Raw genomic sequence first — 16911 nt, forward strand, 5'->3', positions numbered from 1 at the left:
AACCATGAACCACACCCGGTTCGCCCGGTACCCGTGAACCTCACCCGGTAGTGCCGGCCGCTGGCCGGCTCCTCATGAACCCAAGGTTTCACCTGGAGCCGGCCAGCGGCCGGCACTACCCGGAATGATCAGCTCCGTTGCCAGGGACGTGCGACTCCCTACCCGGTCAGGCCCCGGCCATCCATTTCAGGATCAGCCCGGTGACGTAGGCCAGGCCGGTGCCGGTGGCGTAGCCGACGGTACCCAGCAGCACGCCGACCGGGGCCAGGCTCGGGTGGAACGCGGCAGCAACCACCGGCGCCGAGGCGGCCGCGCCGATGTTGCCCTGCGAACCGATCGCAAAGAAGAACAGCGGCGCGCGCAGCAGCTTGGCGGCAATCCACAGCACCAGGATGTGGGTCAGCATCCAGATCGCCCCCAGCGCGAACAGCCACGGACGGTCCAGCAGCGACAGCAGGTCCATCTGCATGCCGATGCAGGCAATCAGGAAATACAGGAACAACGTGCCCAAGCGCGATGCCCCGGCCGATTCCAGCCGGCGCGCGCGGGTGAAGCTCAGGCCGAGGCCGAGCGCGGTGGACAGCAACACCACCCAGACGAACGCGCTGTCCAGGCTGAACTGGCTGGCCCAGCTCACGTTGGCCTTGAACCAACCGCTCAATGGCGCGGCAATGGCATGCGCCAGACCCACCCCGCCCAGCGCCACGCCCACGATCACCATCAGGTCGGTAAGGCTGGGAATGCGTGCGTTCTGTGCCTCATAGGCCGAAATGCGTTCCTTCATTTCGTCGATGGCGCGGGTGTCGGCACCGCTGCGCGTATCGATCTGCTTGGCGCGGTTGGCCAGGAACAACAGCACCGCCATCCACAGGCTGGCGCAGGCCACGTCGACCACCGCGAACTGGCCGAAGGTGGTGGCATCGGTGCCGAACACCTCGCGCATCGCCACCATGTTGGCGCCGCCACCGATCCAGCTGCCGGCCAGTGCAGCCATGCCCTTCCAGGTATCGCCGGCGACGGTGGCCGGGTGGATCCACGACATCGCCTGGAACGACACGATCGCACCGAGGATGATCCCCAGCGTACCGGCGCAGAACATCACCAGCAGCTTCGGGCCGAGCTTGAGGATGCCCTTGAGGTCGATCGACAGGGTCAGCAGCACCAAGGCGGCCGGCAGCAGTACGTCGCGGGCGACCGGGTTGTACAGCGATGTGTTGTGGCCGTCGATGACACCGGCGGTGTTGTAGATGGCCGGGATGAAGTAGCACAGCAGCAGCGCCGGCACCCAGGCGAAGATCTTCTTCAGCAACGGGGTTGGGCCACTGGCGGCCCAGAAAATCAGCGCCAGGGTAGCGGCGATCAGGCCGAGGCCGACGATGTCACTGGTGATGAGGGCAGTACTGGGTTCGGTCGGCATGCAGCCATCCTCTGTCGATCGAAGGGGGAAAAAGAAAACGCCGCTATAGAGCGGCGCTTTCATCAGCTTAACATTGTCTTCACGGTGCGCATGGCGCACCGCAGCGCCACCTCAGGCCGACGACGTCACCGTGCCGGGCCCGCGCGGTGGCAGCGACGCGCCGAGGTCGAGGATCACGCGGGTCCCGCGCGGCAGGCAGGGCTCGATCTGCAGCGCCCAGCCCAGGTGCTCGCACAGCTTGGCGATCAGCTCCAGGCCGATGCCGCTCTGGCCGGTGCGGTCGCCGCGCGCCAGCCGCGCGTAGACGGCCGCGATCTCTTCCGGGCTCATGCCATGGCCTGGGTCCTGCAGGGTCACCACGGCCCGCCCGGACACCTGAACGTGGATGGTGCCGCGCCCGCTGTTCTCGATCGCATTGCGCAGCAGGTTGCCAATGGCCGCCTGCACCACGGCCGGCGGCGCCACGATATCGACCCGGGCCAGGCCGTCCAGTTCGATCCGCAGGTCCTTGTCGCCCATCAGGTGGCGATGGTCCTCGATGATGTCCGGCAGCAGTTCATCCAGCGCGATGCGTTCGCCCAGCGCGGCCAGCCGTGCCGGTTCGCGGGCCAGCACCAGCAACAGCTGGATCAACTGCTCCACGCCCTGGGCGGTGCGGTGCACGCGCTGCATCTGCTGGCGCGCACGCTCGGGCAAGGCGGGCTGTTCCAGCGCCAGTTCGGCAGCACCGGTGATCACCGCGATCGGCGTGCGCAGCTCGTGGCTGGCGGTACTGACGAACACCCGTTCGCGCTCGACGAATTGTTCGTTGCGGGCCAGGTAGTCATTGAGCGCATCGGCGATCACGTACAGCTCCGAACTCCCGCGTGGATCCACCTCGACCCGTTGCCCGGGCATGCCCGGCCTGAGCCCATGGATGTGCTGGGCGAGCGACCGCAAGGGGCGCACCAGCCGGCTGACGCCCAGCGAGGCCATCAGCACGGTGACCACGATCATCACCACGCCGGCCAACATCACCCACCGCGTGGCGAATTCTTCCAGCTCGTGGAAATCGTTGATGTCCAGCACCAGCGCCAGCCGGCCCAGTGCTTCGGTGTCGCGCACCATCACCGCGCTGGAGCGGCCACTGACCAGCACGCCATCGTGCAGGCCGGGATGCAAGGTGCGCAGGCTCGCCGGCACTGTATCGGCGCCGTTGAGGGTGAACAGGCGCAGCGTGTCCGAATCCTGCCAGCGGTAATGCGGCTCGTGCTGGATATGGTTGACGATGCTGTCCAGTTCGGAGTTGAGCAGCGCGCGCCAGGCCGAATGCTCGGCATGTTCATGAACGTAGTTGCCCACGCTGAACACCGCCACCGAAATCACCGCCAGGTACGCCAGCAACCACCAGACCAGGCGCCGGTGCAGCGGCACGGGCTTACGCTTGCGCATCGTCACTTTCCGTCGCCACCAGGCCCAGCCGGTAGCCGACCCGCGGCAGGGTATGGATCAACTTCTGCTGGAACGGGCCATCAACGCTGCGGCGCAGTTCGTACACGTGCGAACGCAGCAGGTCGCCATCGGGCGGTTCATCGCCCCACAGCGCGAACTCCAGCTGCTGGCGGGTGACCGCGCCCGGGCTGGCACGCATCAGCAGTTCCAGCAGCTTGCGGCAGGCCGGATACAGGTGCAGTACCTGGCCGTTGCGGTGTGCCTCCAGGGTCGCCAGGTCCAGTTTGAGATCGGCCACCTCCAGCACCTTGCGCGGGTTGCGGCCCTTGGCGCGCACCATCAGCGCCTCCAGCCGCACTTCCAGCTCGGGCAGCGCAAAGGGTTTGGTCAGGTAGTCGTCGGCCCCGGCGCGGAAGCCGGCGATCTTGTCCGGCAGCTCGTCGCGGGCGGTGAGCATGATCACCGGCACCTCCGAAGCGTGCTCGGCACGCAGCCGACGCAGCACTTCGGGCCCTTCCATGCGCGGCAGCATCCAATCCAGGATCAGCGCGTCATACGGATGGGTCGCCGCCAGGTGCAGGCCGGTGACACCATCGGGGGCCACGTCGAGCACATGCCCGCGCGACTCGAAATAGTCGAACAGGTTGGCGACCAGTTGGCGGTTGTCTTCAATGACCAGGAGCCGCATGGCAGACTCTCGAAAGCGGATCGGCGCATGGTAGCCGGATCCGTGTCGGAATCCGGTCGCAATGCGGCGGTTTCGACGCTTTTCCTACGCTGTCAGGGCGACAGTGGCTGTTTTGCCGAAGGGTTCCTCCGTGTCCGACTCGCTGCTGCTGCGCCACCGTTGGCAGATTCTTGCCTGCGTGTTGATCGTGCTGGCCCTGGCGGCCGGTATCGGCCTGCGCCAGCCGTCGCCCCCTGACGAGCCGCGTTTCGTGCTGGCGGCGCGGGCGATGATCGACAGTGGCCAGTGGCTGCTGCCGCACCGTGGCAGCGAGCTGTACGCGGAAAAACCGCCGGTGTTCATGTGGATGCAGGCGGCCAGCTACCAGGTGCTGGGGCACTGGCCGGTGGCATTTCTGCTGCCTTCGCTGCTGGCCGCGCTGCTGACCCTGTGGCTGAGCTGGGACCTCACCGGCCGCCTGTGGAACCGGCGGATCGCGTGGTGGGCGATGTTGGGGTTGTTCAGCTGCCTGCAGTTCGGCCTGATGGCCAAGCGAGCCCAGATCGACATGGTACTGGTGGGGCTCACCACGCTGGCCATGTGGGGCCTGCTGCGCCACCTGCTGGAAGCCCCCAACCGCCGCGCGTTGTGGATTGCCGGGTTTGCCGCCGGGCTGGGGACGGTCACCAAGGGCGTGGGCTTCCTGCCACTGCTGGTGCTGCTGCCGTGGGCGCTGTGGCGCTGGCGCATGCGGGGCAGTGAGGATGGCCACGGCGGCCGCGGCACGGCATTGTGGTGGCTGTTGCCGGCGTTCGTGCTGGGCACCCTGGTATGGCTGGCGCCGCTGGGCATCGCACTGCTGCACGGTTCGGACCCCAGCCTGCGGGCGTACGCCGGCGAGCTGTTGCTCAAACAGACCGGCACCCGTTACACCAACGCGTGGCACCACGTGAAGCCGGCCTGGTACTACCTGCAGGTGATGGCCACCCTGTGGCTGCCCGGCAGCCTGCTGCTGCCTGCCCTGTTGCCAGCGTGGTGGCGACGGCTGAAGCGGCGGGACGGGCGCTGGTGGCTGCTGCTGGGGTGGGCGCTGCTGGTGCTGCTGTTCTTCAGCGCCAGCCCGGGCAAGCGCGAGGTCTACCTGTTCCCGATGCTGCCGCTGCTGTGCGTGGCCGCCGCGCCCTTGCTGCCGGGCCTGCTGCGACGCGCCGGACCGCGCTGGCTGCTGCTGGCCTACGTCGGCGTGCTGGCGGCCGCCGCGCTCTACGTTGGCAGCCAGCTGCTGGGCGGCAGTGCGTGGGCCCACGCGCAACTGGGCCGGCGCGGCATGCCCGACAGCCTGTTGCCGCTGCTGGGCGGCTGGATGCTGGGGGCTGGCATCGTGCTGGCCGTGCTGGTGGCCTGGCTGCGCCAGCGGCGGGCCGCGCTGCTGGTGGTGCTCACCGCCGGCCTGCTCTGGAACCTGTACGGCTGGGGCCTGATGCCGGCGCTGGATCCTTACAGTTCGGCCTCCGCGCTGATGCAGCGGGTGGGCGAGCGGATCGGGCCCGATGCCGAGCTCGGGCTGCTGGCCTGGCGGGAACAGAACCTGTTGCAGGCCGATCGCCCGGTCACCGAATTCGGGTTCAAACGGCCCTGGGAAGCGCAGTGGCAGCAGGCCGGGCCGTGGCTGGCGCAGTCGCCGGCGACGCGCTGGATGCTGGTGCTGGACCAGGCGATGAGCCCGTGCGTGGATCCGGCCCAGGTGATCGACATCGGCAGCAGCAACCGCAACCGCTGGCAGCTGGTGCCCGGTAGCGCGTGGCGGCAGGACTGCCGGGCGCACCTGTCCGACGATGCGGCCTCGCCCGACGAAGCGGACTGAACCGGACTGAACCGATAGCGTCTGCAACGTCGGTTTAACCCGCGCCGAACACGGCTCCGACCGCGCTCCGACAGGCCACTGACGACCATGGCGCCGGTTTCCCGATCCGGCCCTCCGTTGATGTCCTACCCGTCCACCGTGTCCCTGCCTGCCCCGCCCCTGGCGTCGGCCCTGTCCCCGCAGTTCCTGCGCGGGCACCTGTGGGTACCCTTGCTGGCCACCTTGTTGGCCAGCGCCGCGTTGATGGGCGCCGGCGGCGACCAATGGCTGGCCGATCAGTTCTACCGGCTGGAAGGCCATCACTGGGCCCTGCAGAACGCCTGGGTCACCAGCCATCTGGTGCACAAGGTGGGCAAGTGGGCGAGCAGCTTCGCCGCACTGGTGGCCATCCTGTTGTGCTTCCACGCATGGCGCAGCGAATCGGCGGCCCGCTGGCGCTGGCCGCTGCTGTACCTGGTGCTGGCGGTGGCGCTGGGAACGGGAGCGGTGTCGCTGCTCAAATCGGTCACCAACATGGATTGCCCCTGGGACCTGGCCCGCTATGGCGGCCTGCGCGACTACGTCGGTCTGTTCGCCAGCCGTGCCCCCGGGATGCCGCGCGGGGTGTGCTTCCCGGCCGGGCATTCCAGTGCCGGCTTCGCCTGGGTCAGCCTGTACTTCTTCGCCGTGATGGTGCGCCCGGCCTGGCGCTGGCGTGGGCTGGCGGTGGGCCTGCTGGCCGGGGCGGTGTTCGGGCTGTCGCAGCAGCTGCGCGGCGCGCATTTCCTTTCGCATGACCTGTGGACGCTGGCGACCTGCTGGGCGGTGTCGCTGGGCCTGTACCTGCTGGTGCAGCGTATCGATGCCGGCCCATTGGCAGTGCGCACCTTGCGCACCCCGGAAGACGCCGCATGAGCGCCACCCTGCCGCGCACCGCGCGCTTTCCGACCCTGGCGGCTGCATTGGCCTGGCGCCCGCAGCTGTCCACCGAACGTCTGATCGTGCTGACCAGCGTGTTCTTCGCGCTGGCCTGCAACGGGCTGTTCTGGCACAGCGCGATGGCCACGCATCCAGGCAGCCTGCGCTTTGCGACCTCGCTGTTGCTGTTTCTGGTCGGTGCGCACTGCCTGCTGATGGGGCTGCTGGTGTGGCGCTGGAATGCCAAGGTCGTGATCGGGGTGCTGCTGCTCGGCACGGCGATGGCTGCGCACTACATGAGCAGTTACCACATCTACCTGGATGCGGACATGCTGCGCAACGTGCTGGCCACCGACCACAAGGAGAGCCGCGAGTTGATGACCCCGGCGCTGATCGCGCCGCTGCTGCTGTTGGCACTGCTGCCGATGCTGGTGCTGTGGCGCGTGCAGCTGGTCAAGCGCGGCTGGGGCAAGGCGTTGCTGTGGCGGGGTGGCTTCCTGCTGCTGTCGGCGTTGGTCACGCTCGGCGGTGCGATGCTGTCGTTCCAGGAAATGTCGGCGCTGATGCGCAACCAGCGCGAAGTGCGCTACCTGGCCACCCCCGGCAACTTCCTGCTGGGGCTGCCCAAGGCGTTGCGCGGCGACAACCCGATGCAGCGCGCGCCGAAACTGCCACTGGGCACCGACGCCATGGCGACCCCGCGCGCAGTCGGTAGTCGTCCACGGCTGCTGGTGATCGTCATGGGCGAAACCGCGCGCGCGCAGAACTGGGGCCTCAACGGCTATGCCAAGCAGACCACGCCGGAACTGGCCCAGACCAGCGTGATCAACTTCCCGGACATGCATTCGTGCGGTACCAGCACCGAAGTATCGCTGCCCTGCCTGTTCTCGCCGTATGGCCGGCACGACTACGATGAAAAGAAAATCCGTGCGCACCAGTCGCTGCTGCACGTGCTCGAGCATGCCGGCATCAAGACCTTGTGGCGCGACAACCAGTCCGGTTGCAAGGGCGTGTGCGAAGGTCTGGAAATGCAGCCACTGGATGATGCGAAGAACCCGGAACTGTGTGCGAACGGCCGTTGCATGGACGAGATCCTGATCGACAACCTGGCCACGCAGGTGCGGGCCAGGCCCGGCGACCGGGTAGTGGTGCTGCACCAGCTGGGCAACCACGGGCCGAGCTACTTCGAGCGCTATCCGGCGCGGTTCCGCCGCTTCACCCCCACCTGCGACACGCCCGACCTGGGCAAGTGCAGCCGCGAACAGATCACCAACAGCTACGACAACGCGCTGCTGTACACCGACCATATGCTCAGCCGCACGATCGGCACGCTGCAGGGCATGGACGACTACGACACGGCGATGATCTACCTGTCCGACCATGGCGAATCGCTGGGCGAAAAGGGCCTGTTCCTGCACGGCGTACCGTATGCGATCGCCCCGCAGGAACAGACGCGGGTACCGATGACGATGTGGTTCTCGCCCTCCTTCGCTGCAAACCGCGGGCTCAACCTGGCCTGTGTGCGCCAACGCGCAACGCAGTACACCGACCACGACAACCTGTTCCCGTCGGTGTTGGGGCTGATGCAGGTGAAGACATCGGTGTATGAGCGCGACCGGGATCTGTTCGCGGCGTGCGAGGGCTGAGTTGGCGGATGGTTCCAAATGCCCCTGTGCGCACCGCAAGCCGAGTCCTGGCGCAGCGTTGAGGATCTTGGTTTTGCACTGCGGTCCCGAACGCTGATGGGCCAGCGTCACCACCAACGGTGGTGACCTACCTAGGCAAAGGCATGGGTGCCCGCATATCTGGAACATTGGCAGCCCGTGGCAAAGATCGACGTGTGCCCGTGTGTTCCGCAAGCCGAGCCCCTTGGCGGCCGGCAGGCCCTTGGCAAAATAAAGGAGGAGGCCGTCGCCGCAGGCGTCGGCCGGGGGACATTTGCACAAGGGCCTGCCGGCCGCCAAGGGGCCCCACACGCTCGCGGCATGCCCAAGCGAAGACACCGCAGCAGTGATGCCCTGCGCCGTGGCCGTGGCCGTGGACATGGACGTAGAGAGGATCGTGCTGCCCTGCCCCTTGCGGTAGAACCGGCGCCCCACTAGCCTTCGCCGGTCTGTCACCACCCAAGGATGTCCCCGTGAACCATCGCCCGCTCCTGCTGGCCCTGGCTGTGAGTGCTGCTGCACTGACGCTGGCGGCCTGCCAGAAGGAACCCTCCCCGGCCGACGCGCCCGCCGCCAGCACTGCCGCGCCGGCCGAGACCGCGGACCAGTTCATTGCCCGCGTCAACGCCGAGTACAAGGCCATGTACCCGGAAATGACCTCCGCCCAGTGGCTGTCCTCGACCTACATCAACGAGGATTCCGAGCGCGTGGCGGCCAAGGCCAACGAGCGCTGGTTGACCGTGCTCAACACCTGGATCACCCAGGCCGGCAAGTACGACGGCCAGCCGATGAGCGAAGACACCAAACGCCAGATCCACCTGCTCAAGCTCATGACCTCCATGCCGGCCCCGCGCGACCCGGCCAAACTGTCCGAACTGACCCGCATCGCCAGCCGCATGGAAGGCGCCTACGGCTCGGGCAAATACTGCACCGACGAGGCCAACCCGCAGAGCTGCCGCCAGCTGGGCGACCTGGAACAGGTCCTGGCCAGCAGCCGCGATTACGACAAGCAGCTGGATGCCTGGCAGGGCTGGCATGGCACCACCAAGCCGATGCGCGCCGATTACCAGCGCTTCGTCGGCCTGGTCAACGAAGGCGCCAAGGAAATGGGCTTCACCGATGCCGGCCAGATGTGGCGCAGCGGCTATGACATGCCGCCTGAACAGATCGGCCCGGAAACCGACCGCCTGTGGGAACAGGTCAAGCCGATGTACGAGCAGCTGCACTGCTATGCGCGTACCAAGCTGGACGACACCTACGGCAAGGACAAGGCCGAAACCGACGGTGGCCTGATCGCCGCCCACCTGCTGGGCAACATGTGGCAGCAGGACTGGTCCAACCTGTGGGACCAGCTGGAGCCCTACCCCGGCGCTGGCAGCCTGGACATCACCGCCGCGCTGGAAAAGCAGTACCAGACCAACCTGAGCGGCGCGCTGGCCAAGGCCGGTGGCAGCAATGCCAACGTCGAAGCGCTGTACAAGGCGCAGCGTGAGGCCGAGCTGCGGACCGCCAAGCAGATGACCGAACGCGCGCAGGACTTCTACGTCTCCCTCGGCATGCCCGCGCTGCCGAAGTCGTACTGGGACAAGACCCAGTTCATCAAGCCGCTGGACCGCGACGTGGTCTGCCACGCCAGCGCGTGGGACATGAACATGGACGGCGACGTGCGCACCAAAATGTGCATCAAGCCCACCGAAGAAAACTTCACCACGATCTACCACGAGCTCGGCCACATCTATTACGACCTGGCCTACAACCCGCTGCCGCCGTTGTTCCAGGGCGGTGCCAACGATGGCTTCCATGAAGCGATCGGCGACACCATCGTGCTGGCCATGACCCCGCAGTACCTCAACTCGATCGGCCTGGTCGACAAGCCGCAGGAAAGCCGCGAGGCCACCATCAATGCGCAGATGCGCATGGCACTGAGCGGTGTGTCGTTCCTGCCGTTCGGGCTGATGATCGACCGCTGGCGCTGGGGCGTGTTCGATGGCTCGATCACCCCGGACCATTACAACCAGGCGTGGTGGGAGCTGAAGGCGAAGTACCAGGGCGTGGCCCCGGCCAGCGCGCGTGGCGAGGAGTTCTTCGATCCGGGCGCGAAGTACCACGTGCCGGGCAATACCCCGTACACGCGCTACTTCCTGGCGCGCATCCTGCAGTTCCAGTTCTACAAGGGCCTGTGCGATGCGTCCGGCTACAAGGGTCCGTTGCACCAGTGCAGCTTCTACGGCAACAAGGAAGCGGGGCAGAAGTTCTGGGCGATGCTGAGCAAGGGTGCCAGCCAGCCGTGGCAGGCCACGCTGCGTGAAATCACCGGCGGCGACAAGCTGGATGCCGGCCCGATGATCGAGTATTTCACGCCGGTCAATGAATGGCTCAAGCAGCAGAACCAGGGCCAGATGTGTGGCTGGAAGGCGCCCACCGCAGCGGCGGCACCGGCCGCGCCCGCGCCCGCAGCACCCTGACCGATGGGGCCGGGCCCTGCCCGGCTCCATCGAGTGCAGAAAAAACGGGCTTCTCCCCGGTGAGGGGAGAGGTTCACCCCACGGGCGATGGCAGCTTGCGGGGTGTCTTCGCTTGGTTCTTACGCTAGCGTCCGGGGCCGCTTGGCGGCTCGGCTTGCGGTACGCGGTAGGTCACCACCGTTGGTGGTGACTCTGGTCGCCGGAGAAGAACCAAAGAAAAACCGGCCGAAAGGCCGGTTTTTCTACCTCCGCGCAATGATCTGCTCGCGCCGATGAGGGGATTTACGCGTTCGGCTTCAGGCTTGCCCCGAATTCCAGTTTGAACTGCTCGAAATCCTTGCCATCGGCCTGCGCCTCGGTGTGCGCGGCCTCCTTCAACGCGTCCGAATACACCAGGCGCACCGGCGTACCCTGCCGCTCGTGCAGTTCGGCCGCCTGCATGATCAGGCACAGCACGCGCGCGGCGCTTTCGGTCTGGCCGGCGATGCGACCGTCCATGCCCAGTACCCACTCACCATCACGGCGCACGATGCCGGCCAGCAGCGTGCGCTGCTGGTCGCGCAGTTCGGCGTGCGGTTCCACCGGCGAGGCATGGGCCTGCTCACGGTTGGCGGCCTGGGTTTCACGGCGCCGACGGATGTCGCGGCGCAGTTTGGAGGTGGTCGACATCGGGGGAGTTCCGGACTGCAGCAAAGCGCCAAGGATACCGCACGCGCCCTGGGGGCCTGCGTGGGCGGGCCGCGGAGCCGGTCAGTCGATCACCCGGCCGTGCCGCCAATAGCCCATGAAGGTGATCGCGCGCTTGTCGATGCCGCAGTCCTTGACCAGGTGCCGGCGGATCGCCATCACCGCGCCGGCCTCACCGGCGACCCAGGCATACAGGGCACTGCCATCGGCGCTGGCCTGTTCCCAGAGGATGTCCTGGTCGATATCGATATCGGCCAGCTCCTGCTCGGTGGCGCGGGTGCCGAGCAGCCCCACCCGCGTACGCACGGCCTCCTGCAGCAGGGCCCCGTGCGGCGCACCTTCACGTGCAAGCCAGAACAACTGTGCGCCCACCGGCGCCTGCAGCGGCAACACGTCGGCATCGTGCTCGACCTCCAGGAAGGCCTGCACCTGGGGCGGATGCGGCCACTGCGCCAGCGCTTCGAGGATGCCGGCGACGGCCGGCAGCGCGGTGTCGTCTGCCACCAGCAGTACCCGCCGGGCCTGCAGCGGCGGCTTCCACTCGTAGCCTTCGCTGCTGGCCTCCACCTGCGCATCCGGTGCCAGCAGGCTTACCCGGTCGCCGATGCGGGCGTGGGTGGCCCAGCGCGAGGCCGGCCCGGTCTCGCCGTGCAGCACGAAGTCGACATCGACCTCGCCCGCTTCCGGGCGCAGCGCACGGATGGTGTAGGTGCGCATCGGTGCGCGCTGGTGGTCGGGAAGTGCGCGGTAGCGCGGGTACCAGTCCTCGCCCTGGGGCACGTCGGGCGAGTCCTGGCCGGGCAACGGGAAGAACACCTTGATGCGCTGGTCCGGTCCTTCGGTCTTCATGTTGGCCACGTCGGGCGCGGCGAAGACCATGCGGGTCAGCGAAGGAGACAGCGTGGTGCGCTGCTTGAGCGCGACATCGAACAGGCGGTAGGTCTGCTGGGCAGCCATGCGATCACCCTGGAGCGTGGCGGAAGTGGATTCCGCAGGCGGCGTAATGGCTGTCGTGGAGCACGAACTGGCTGGCGAACGCACAGGATACGCCGCCGGTCACCGCTGGCAATGCCTGCGACGCCAGGCGTGCTTTGTAGGCACGCCTGGCCTGCGCCGAATGCTAGCCGGGGAGGGCCGCCGCCGCGCGGCGACGCTCGCAGTGGCGTTCCCAGTACCAGAAACTGGCACCGATGGCGAAGAACCCGGCATAGCCCAACGCCAGGTGTATTGGCCGGCTGCTGAGCATCGGTGAGACCACGCCCGCCACCAGCGTATTGATCATCAACTGGATGAACATCTGCATCGACGAGGCCAGGCCGCGCTGGTGCGGGTACATGTCCAGCACCGCCAGCGCCAGGATCGGGAAGATCAGCGCCATCCCCACCCCGCCCAGGAAGATCGGCATCACCGCCCACGGCAGCGCGATCTGCGGCACCGCCAGCACGTAGCCGACATTGAGCAGCGCCGACACCGCGCACAGGCTGAAACCGATCGCGATCTGCCGCTCAGCCACCACCCGGCCGGCCATGCGCCCGGACAGGAACGAGCCCATGGTCATGCCGCCGATGGTGGGAATGAACAGCCAGGCAAAACCGCCCTCGCCCAGCTTGAGGTGCTGCATCACCACTACCGGCGCCGAGGCGATGTAGAGGAAAATGCCGGAGAAATTGAACGCACCCGCCGCGGCCAGGCGCAGCAGCCGCGCATTGGAGCCCATGCGCAGGTAGCTGCGCAGCAGTTCGCGCATCGACAGCGGGGTGCGTGCCTGCACCGGATGCGTTTCCGGCAGCCACTTGCCGGTCGCCAGCAGCAGCACCACGCCGAACAACACCAGGAACCAGAAGATCAACGGCCAGTCACCGCCGCCGAGCAGGATCCAGCCGCCGATGATCGGTGCGATCGCCGGGGCCACGCCGAAGATCATCGACACCTGGCTCATCAGGCGCTGCGCGTCCGCGCCGTGGTACAGGTCGCGGATCACCGCGCGGCCCACGATCACCCCGACGCCAGCGGTCACGCCCTGCAGCGCGCGGAACACCAGCAAGGTGGGCATGTCGCGCGACAGTGCGCAGCCGATCGAGGCACCGATGAACAGCACCAGCCCGCCGATGATCACCCGCTTGCGCCCGAACGCGTCGGACAACGGCCCGTGCGCCAGGCTCATCAGGCCGTAGAACAGCAGGTAGACACTGATGGTCTGCTGGACCGCGACCTGGTCGACCTGCATGCGGTCACCCAGCAACAGGAAGGCCGGGAAGATGGTGTCGATGGAGAACGGGCCGAACATCGCCAGGCCTGCGAGCAGCAGGGCCAGACGGCGGGTCGAGGGCGAGGCGGGCGTCATGCGGGCTTCCGTCTGGGCTATGCGCGAAACGCACGGCGGGCGCCAGCCCGGAACGGGCGACGCCAGATGAATACGAGGATCCGGCCATCATAGGCCTTTGCCGGGCACCGCACCATGCCTACCGCCCCGTTCCGGCGTGGGCGGGTGCGCCCATTCATGCGTGGTAGGGCCGCAGCCGGCGAGGCCACTGGGCTATAATCGCCGGGCTACATGGTGGGAGAAGCGGAGCGTTGTTTTGAAGCCCCCGCTGCCGAAGGCGCAACGCCCGTAATCGCTCAGGCCCGATACCACCCGCATCAAAACTCTGGAGAGACCGGCCACTGCCGGCGCCGAAGGGGCACGAAGCACGCAGATGCGCGCTTTTAAACTCTCAGGCAAAAGGACAGAGGGGCACCCAGGAAGACCGCAAGGTCCGGTGGTTGGCGCGCGCCTGCGACGCGCCCCGGTCCGTGCAGACTTCCGAACGTGCGTGCCCACTCTTCGAGATGCCAGCCATGTCCCCGACTACCTCCGCCCAGCGCGCCCCCTCCCTGCGCGAGCTTGAACACAGCCACGCGTTCGTCGAACGCCACATCGGCCCCAACGACGCCGAGATCGCGCAGATGCTCGACGTGGTCGGCCACGCCTCGCTGGACGCGCTGACCGATGCGATCGTCCCGGCCGGGATCAAGTCGCCGGCCCCGCTGGCGCTGCCCGACTCGCTGACCGAAGTGCAGGCACTGGCCAAGATCCGCGCCATCGCCGACAAGAACCAGGTGTTCCGCACCTTCATCGGCCAAGGCTACTACGGCACGCTCACCCCGAACGTGATCCTGCGTAACGTGCTGGAAAACCCGGCGTGGTACACCGCCTACACGCCCTACCAGGCCGAGATCTCGCAGGGCCGCATGGAAGCGCTGATCAACTTCCAGACCCTGTGCGCCGACCTCACCGGCATGGAGATCGCCAACGCCTCGCTGCTGGACGAAGCCACCGCCGCGGCCGAAGCGATGACCCTGGCCAAGCGTTCGGCCAAGAGCAAGTCCGACACCTTCTTCGTGCATGACGCGGTGCACCCGCAGACGCTGGAACTGCTGCGCACCCGCGCCGAGCCGATGGGTATCGTGCTGCGCGTGGGCACCCCGGCCGAAGCGCTGGAAGCGGACAGCTACGGCGTGCTGCTGCAGTACCCGGACACCTTCGGTCATATCGGTGACTACAAGGCGCTGGCCGATGCCGTGCACGCACGCGGCGGCCTGGTGGCCGTGGCCACCGACCTGCTCGCGCTGACCCTGATCGCCGCTCCCGGCGAATGGGGCGCGGACATCGTGGTGGGCAACTCGCAGCGCTTCGGCGTGCCGTTCGGTTTCGGTGGCCCGCACGCGGCCTTCATGGCCTGCCGCGACGCCTACAAGCGTTCGATGCCGGGCCGCCTGATCGGCGTCTCGGTCGATGCACAGGGCAACGCCGCCTACCGCCTCACCCTGCAGACCCGCGAGCAGCACATCCGCCGCGAGAAGGCCACCTCCAACATCTGCACCGCACAGGTGCTGTTGGCGGTGATGGCCTCGATGTATGCGGTGTACCACGGCCCGGACGGCCTGACCCGCATCGCGCGCCGCACCCACCGCCTGGCCGCGATCCTGGCCGCCGGCCTGCGCAGCGCCGGGGTGAATGTCGGCGAGCACTTCTTCGATACCCTGCATGTCAAGGACATCGACGCCAAGGCGATCCATGCCAAGGCCGCCGCGGCGCGCATCAACCTGCGCGCGATCGACAGCGAAGCAGTCAGCATCAGCCTGGATGAGACCGCTACCCGCGCTGACATCGTCGCGCTCGGCCAGCTGTTCGGCGCCACCGTCGACGTGGACGCGCTCGACGCGGCCACCACCGATGCACTGCCGGCCGGCCTGGTGCGCACCAGCGCGTTCCTGACCCACCCGGTGTTCAACACCCACCACAGCGAACACGAACTGCTGCGTTACCTGCGTTCGCTGGCGGACAAGGACCTGGCCATGGATCGCACCATGATCCCGCTGGGCAGCTGCACCATGAAGCTCAACGCCACCGCCGAGATGATCCCGGTGACCTGGCCGGAGTTCGCCAACATCCATCCGCTGGCCCCGGCCGACCAGGCCACCGGCTACAAGGAACTGATCGACGGGCTGGAAGCGATGCTGGTGGAATGCACCGGCTACGACGCGGTCAGCCTGCAGCCCAACTCCGGCGCGCAGGGCGAATACGCCGGCCTGCTGGCGATCCGCGCCTACCACCGCTCGCGCGGCGAAGGCCATCGCGATGTCTGCCTGATCCCCGACTCGGCGCACGGCACCAACCCGGCTTCGGCGCAGATGTGCGGCATGAAGGTCGTGGTGACCAAGACCGATGCCAACGGCAACGTCGATGTCGAAGACATCCGCGTCAACGCCGAGAAGTACGGCGACCGCCTGGCCGCGCTGATGATCACCTACCCGTCCACGCACGGCGTGTTCGAGGAAGAGGTGGTGGAGATCTGCGAGATCATCCACCAGTACGGCGGCCAGGTGTACACCGACGGCGCCAACATGAACGCCCTGGTTGGCGTGGCCAAGCCCGGCAAGTGGGGCTCGGACGTGTCGCACCTGAACCTGCACAAGACCTTCTGCATTCCGCACGGCGGCGGCGGCCCGGGCGTCGGCCCGTGCGCGGTCAAGTCGCACCTGGCGCCGTTCCTGCCCAAGGTACTGGGTGGCGAAGGTGACGTGGGCATGGTCAGCGCGGCCAGCTTCGGCAGCGCCTCGATCCTGCCGATCAGCTGGATGTACATCACCCTGATGGGCACCGCCGGCCTGCGCAAGGCCACCCAGGTGGCCCTGCTCAACGCCAACTACATCGCCAAACGCCTGGCCCCGCACTTCAAGACCCTGTACACCGGCCGCAACGGGCTGGTCGCGCATGAGTGCATTCTGGACGTGCGCCCGCTGGAGAAGACCTCCGGCATCGCCGCCGAGGACGTGGCCAAGCGCCTGATCGACTTCGGCTTCCACGCCCCGACCCTGAGCTTCCCGGTGGCCGGCACGCTGATGGTGGAACCCACCGAAAGCGAATCGCTGCACGAACTGGATCGCTTCATCAACGCGATGATCCAGATCCGCGAGGAAATCGCCGCGATCGAAGACGGCCGCCTGGACCGCGAAGACAACCCGCTCAAGCACGCCCCGCACACCGCCACCGCAGTGTCGGCCAGCGAGTGGCCCCATGCCTACCCACGCGAACTGGCCGCCTTCCCGCTGGCCAGCCTGCGCCAGCAGAAGTACTGGCCGCCGGTGGCGCGCGTGGACAACGTGTACGGCGACAAGAACGTGATGTGTGCGTGCATCCCGGTGGATGCGTACAAGGAAGATGAAGGCGTGGAGGTCTAAGCCTTCCTGCCCGGTAGGTGCCGACCGTTGGTCGGCACACAACGAAAACGGCCCGCGCAAGCGGGCCGTTTTCGTGGGTTTGACCCGTCCTGAAT

At 67.4% G+C, this 16911-nt stretch carries 11 protein-coding genes and 1 riboswitch; of the genes, 5 read left to right on the forward strand and 6 right to left on the reverse strand.

Annotated elements, in window-relative coordinates:
* Positions 1-166: 166 nt before the first annotated feature.
* The 3 genes from AC3IR9_RS15400 to AC3IR9_RS15410 all read right to left on the reverse strand — a co-directional run bounded on the left by AC3IR9_RS15400 (position 167) and on the right by AC3IR9_RS15410 (position 3536).
* A complete protein-coding gene (locus AC3IR9_RS15400; protein WP_489291760.1) occupies positions 167-1417 on the reverse strand; it encodes a DUF819 family protein in 1251 nt (416 codons plus the stop codon).
* Between the two features lie 111 nt (positions 1418-1528).
* A complete protein-coding gene (locus AC3IR9_RS15405) occupies positions 1529-2848 on the reverse strand; it encodes a sensor histidine kinase (protein WP_489291762.1) in 1320 nt (439 codons plus the stop codon).
* Positions 2835-3536, reverse strand: coding sequence for a response regulator transcription factor (locus tag AC3IR9_RS15410; RefSeq protein ID WP_489291764.1), 702 nt, complete (start codon positions 3534-3536; stop codon positions 2835-2837). The genes AC3IR9_RS15405 and AC3IR9_RS15410 overlap by 14 nt, the downstream gene beginning before the upstream one ends.
* A gap of 130 nt (positions 3537-3666) precedes the next feature.
* Here AC3IR9_RS15410 and AC3IR9_RS15415 point away from each other — a divergent pair, with 130 nt between their 5' ends.
* The 4 genes from AC3IR9_RS15415 to AC3IR9_RS15430 all read left to right on the forward strand — a co-directional run bounded on the left by AC3IR9_RS15415 (position 3667) and on the right by AC3IR9_RS15430 (position 10405).
* Positions 3667-5379, forward strand: a complete 1713-nt coding sequence (locus AC3IR9_RS15415) for an ArnT family glycosyltransferase (RefSeq protein ID WP_489291765.1) — start codon at positions 3667-3669, stop codon at positions 5377-5379.
* Positions 5380-5499: 120 nt separating this feature from the next.
* Positions 5500-6273 carry a phosphatase PAP2 family protein gene (locus tag AC3IR9_RS15420; RefSeq protein WP_489291766.1) on the forward strand — a complete coding sequence of 258 codons (774 nt, stop codon included), beginning with the start codon at positions 5500-5502 and terminating at the stop codon, positions 6271-6273.
* Positions 6270-7922, forward strand: coding sequence for a phosphoethanolamine transferase (locus tag AC3IR9_RS15425; RefSeq protein ID WP_489291767.1), 1653 nt, complete (start codon positions 6270-6272; stop codon positions 7920-7922). Before AC3IR9_RS15420 ends, AC3IR9_RS15425 begins: the two co-directional genes overlap by 4 nt.
* A 491-nt stretch (positions 7923-8413) precedes the next feature.
* Positions 8414-10405: a M2 family metallopeptidase gene (locus tag AC3IR9_RS15430; RefSeq protein ID WP_489291768.1), complete on the forward strand. Its 1992-nt coding sequence runs from the start codon at positions 8414-8416 to the stop codon at positions 10403-10405.
* 282 nt (positions 10406-10687) lie between these two features.
* Here the strand turns inward: AC3IR9_RS15430 and AC3IR9_RS15435 are convergent, their stop codons facing one another.
* The 3 genes from AC3IR9_RS15435 to AC3IR9_RS15445 all read right to left on the reverse strand — a co-directional run bounded on the left by AC3IR9_RS15435 (position 10688) and on the right by AC3IR9_RS15445 (position 13436).
* Complete coding sequence (locus AC3IR9_RS15435) at positions 10688-11074, reverse strand: hypothetical protein (protein WP_489291770.1); 387 nt, start codon at positions 11072-11074, stop codon at positions 10688-10690.
* Positions 11075-11155: 81 nt separating this feature from the next.
* Positions 11156-12049: a siderophore-interacting protein gene (locus tag AC3IR9_RS15440; RefSeq protein ID WP_489291772.1), complete on the reverse strand. Its 894-nt coding sequence runs from the start codon at positions 12047-12049 to the stop codon at positions 11156-11158.
* Between the two features lie 163 nt (positions 12050-12212).
* Positions 12213-13436 carry a multidrug effflux MFS transporter gene (locus AC3IR9_RS15445; protein WP_489291774.1) on the reverse strand — a complete coding sequence of 408 codons (1224 nt, stop codon included), beginning with the start codon at positions 13434-13436 and terminating at the stop codon, positions 12213-12215.
* Between the two features lie 294 nt (positions 13437-13730).
* A riboswitch (glycine riboswitch) is annotated at positions 13731-13832 on the forward strand.
* An 89-nt stretch (positions 13833-13921) separates the two neighbouring features.
* Here AC3IR9_RS15445 and gcvP point away from each other — a divergent pair.
* Entirely contained in the window at positions 13922-16816 is a 2895-nt protein-coding gene (gene gcvP / locus AC3IR9_RS15450; protein WP_489291776.1) for an aminomethyl-transferring glycine dehydrogenase, read from the forward strand.
* Positions 16817-16911: the final 95 nt, after the last annotated feature.

The organism is Stenotrophomonas sp. GL_101, from assembly GCF_057835675.1.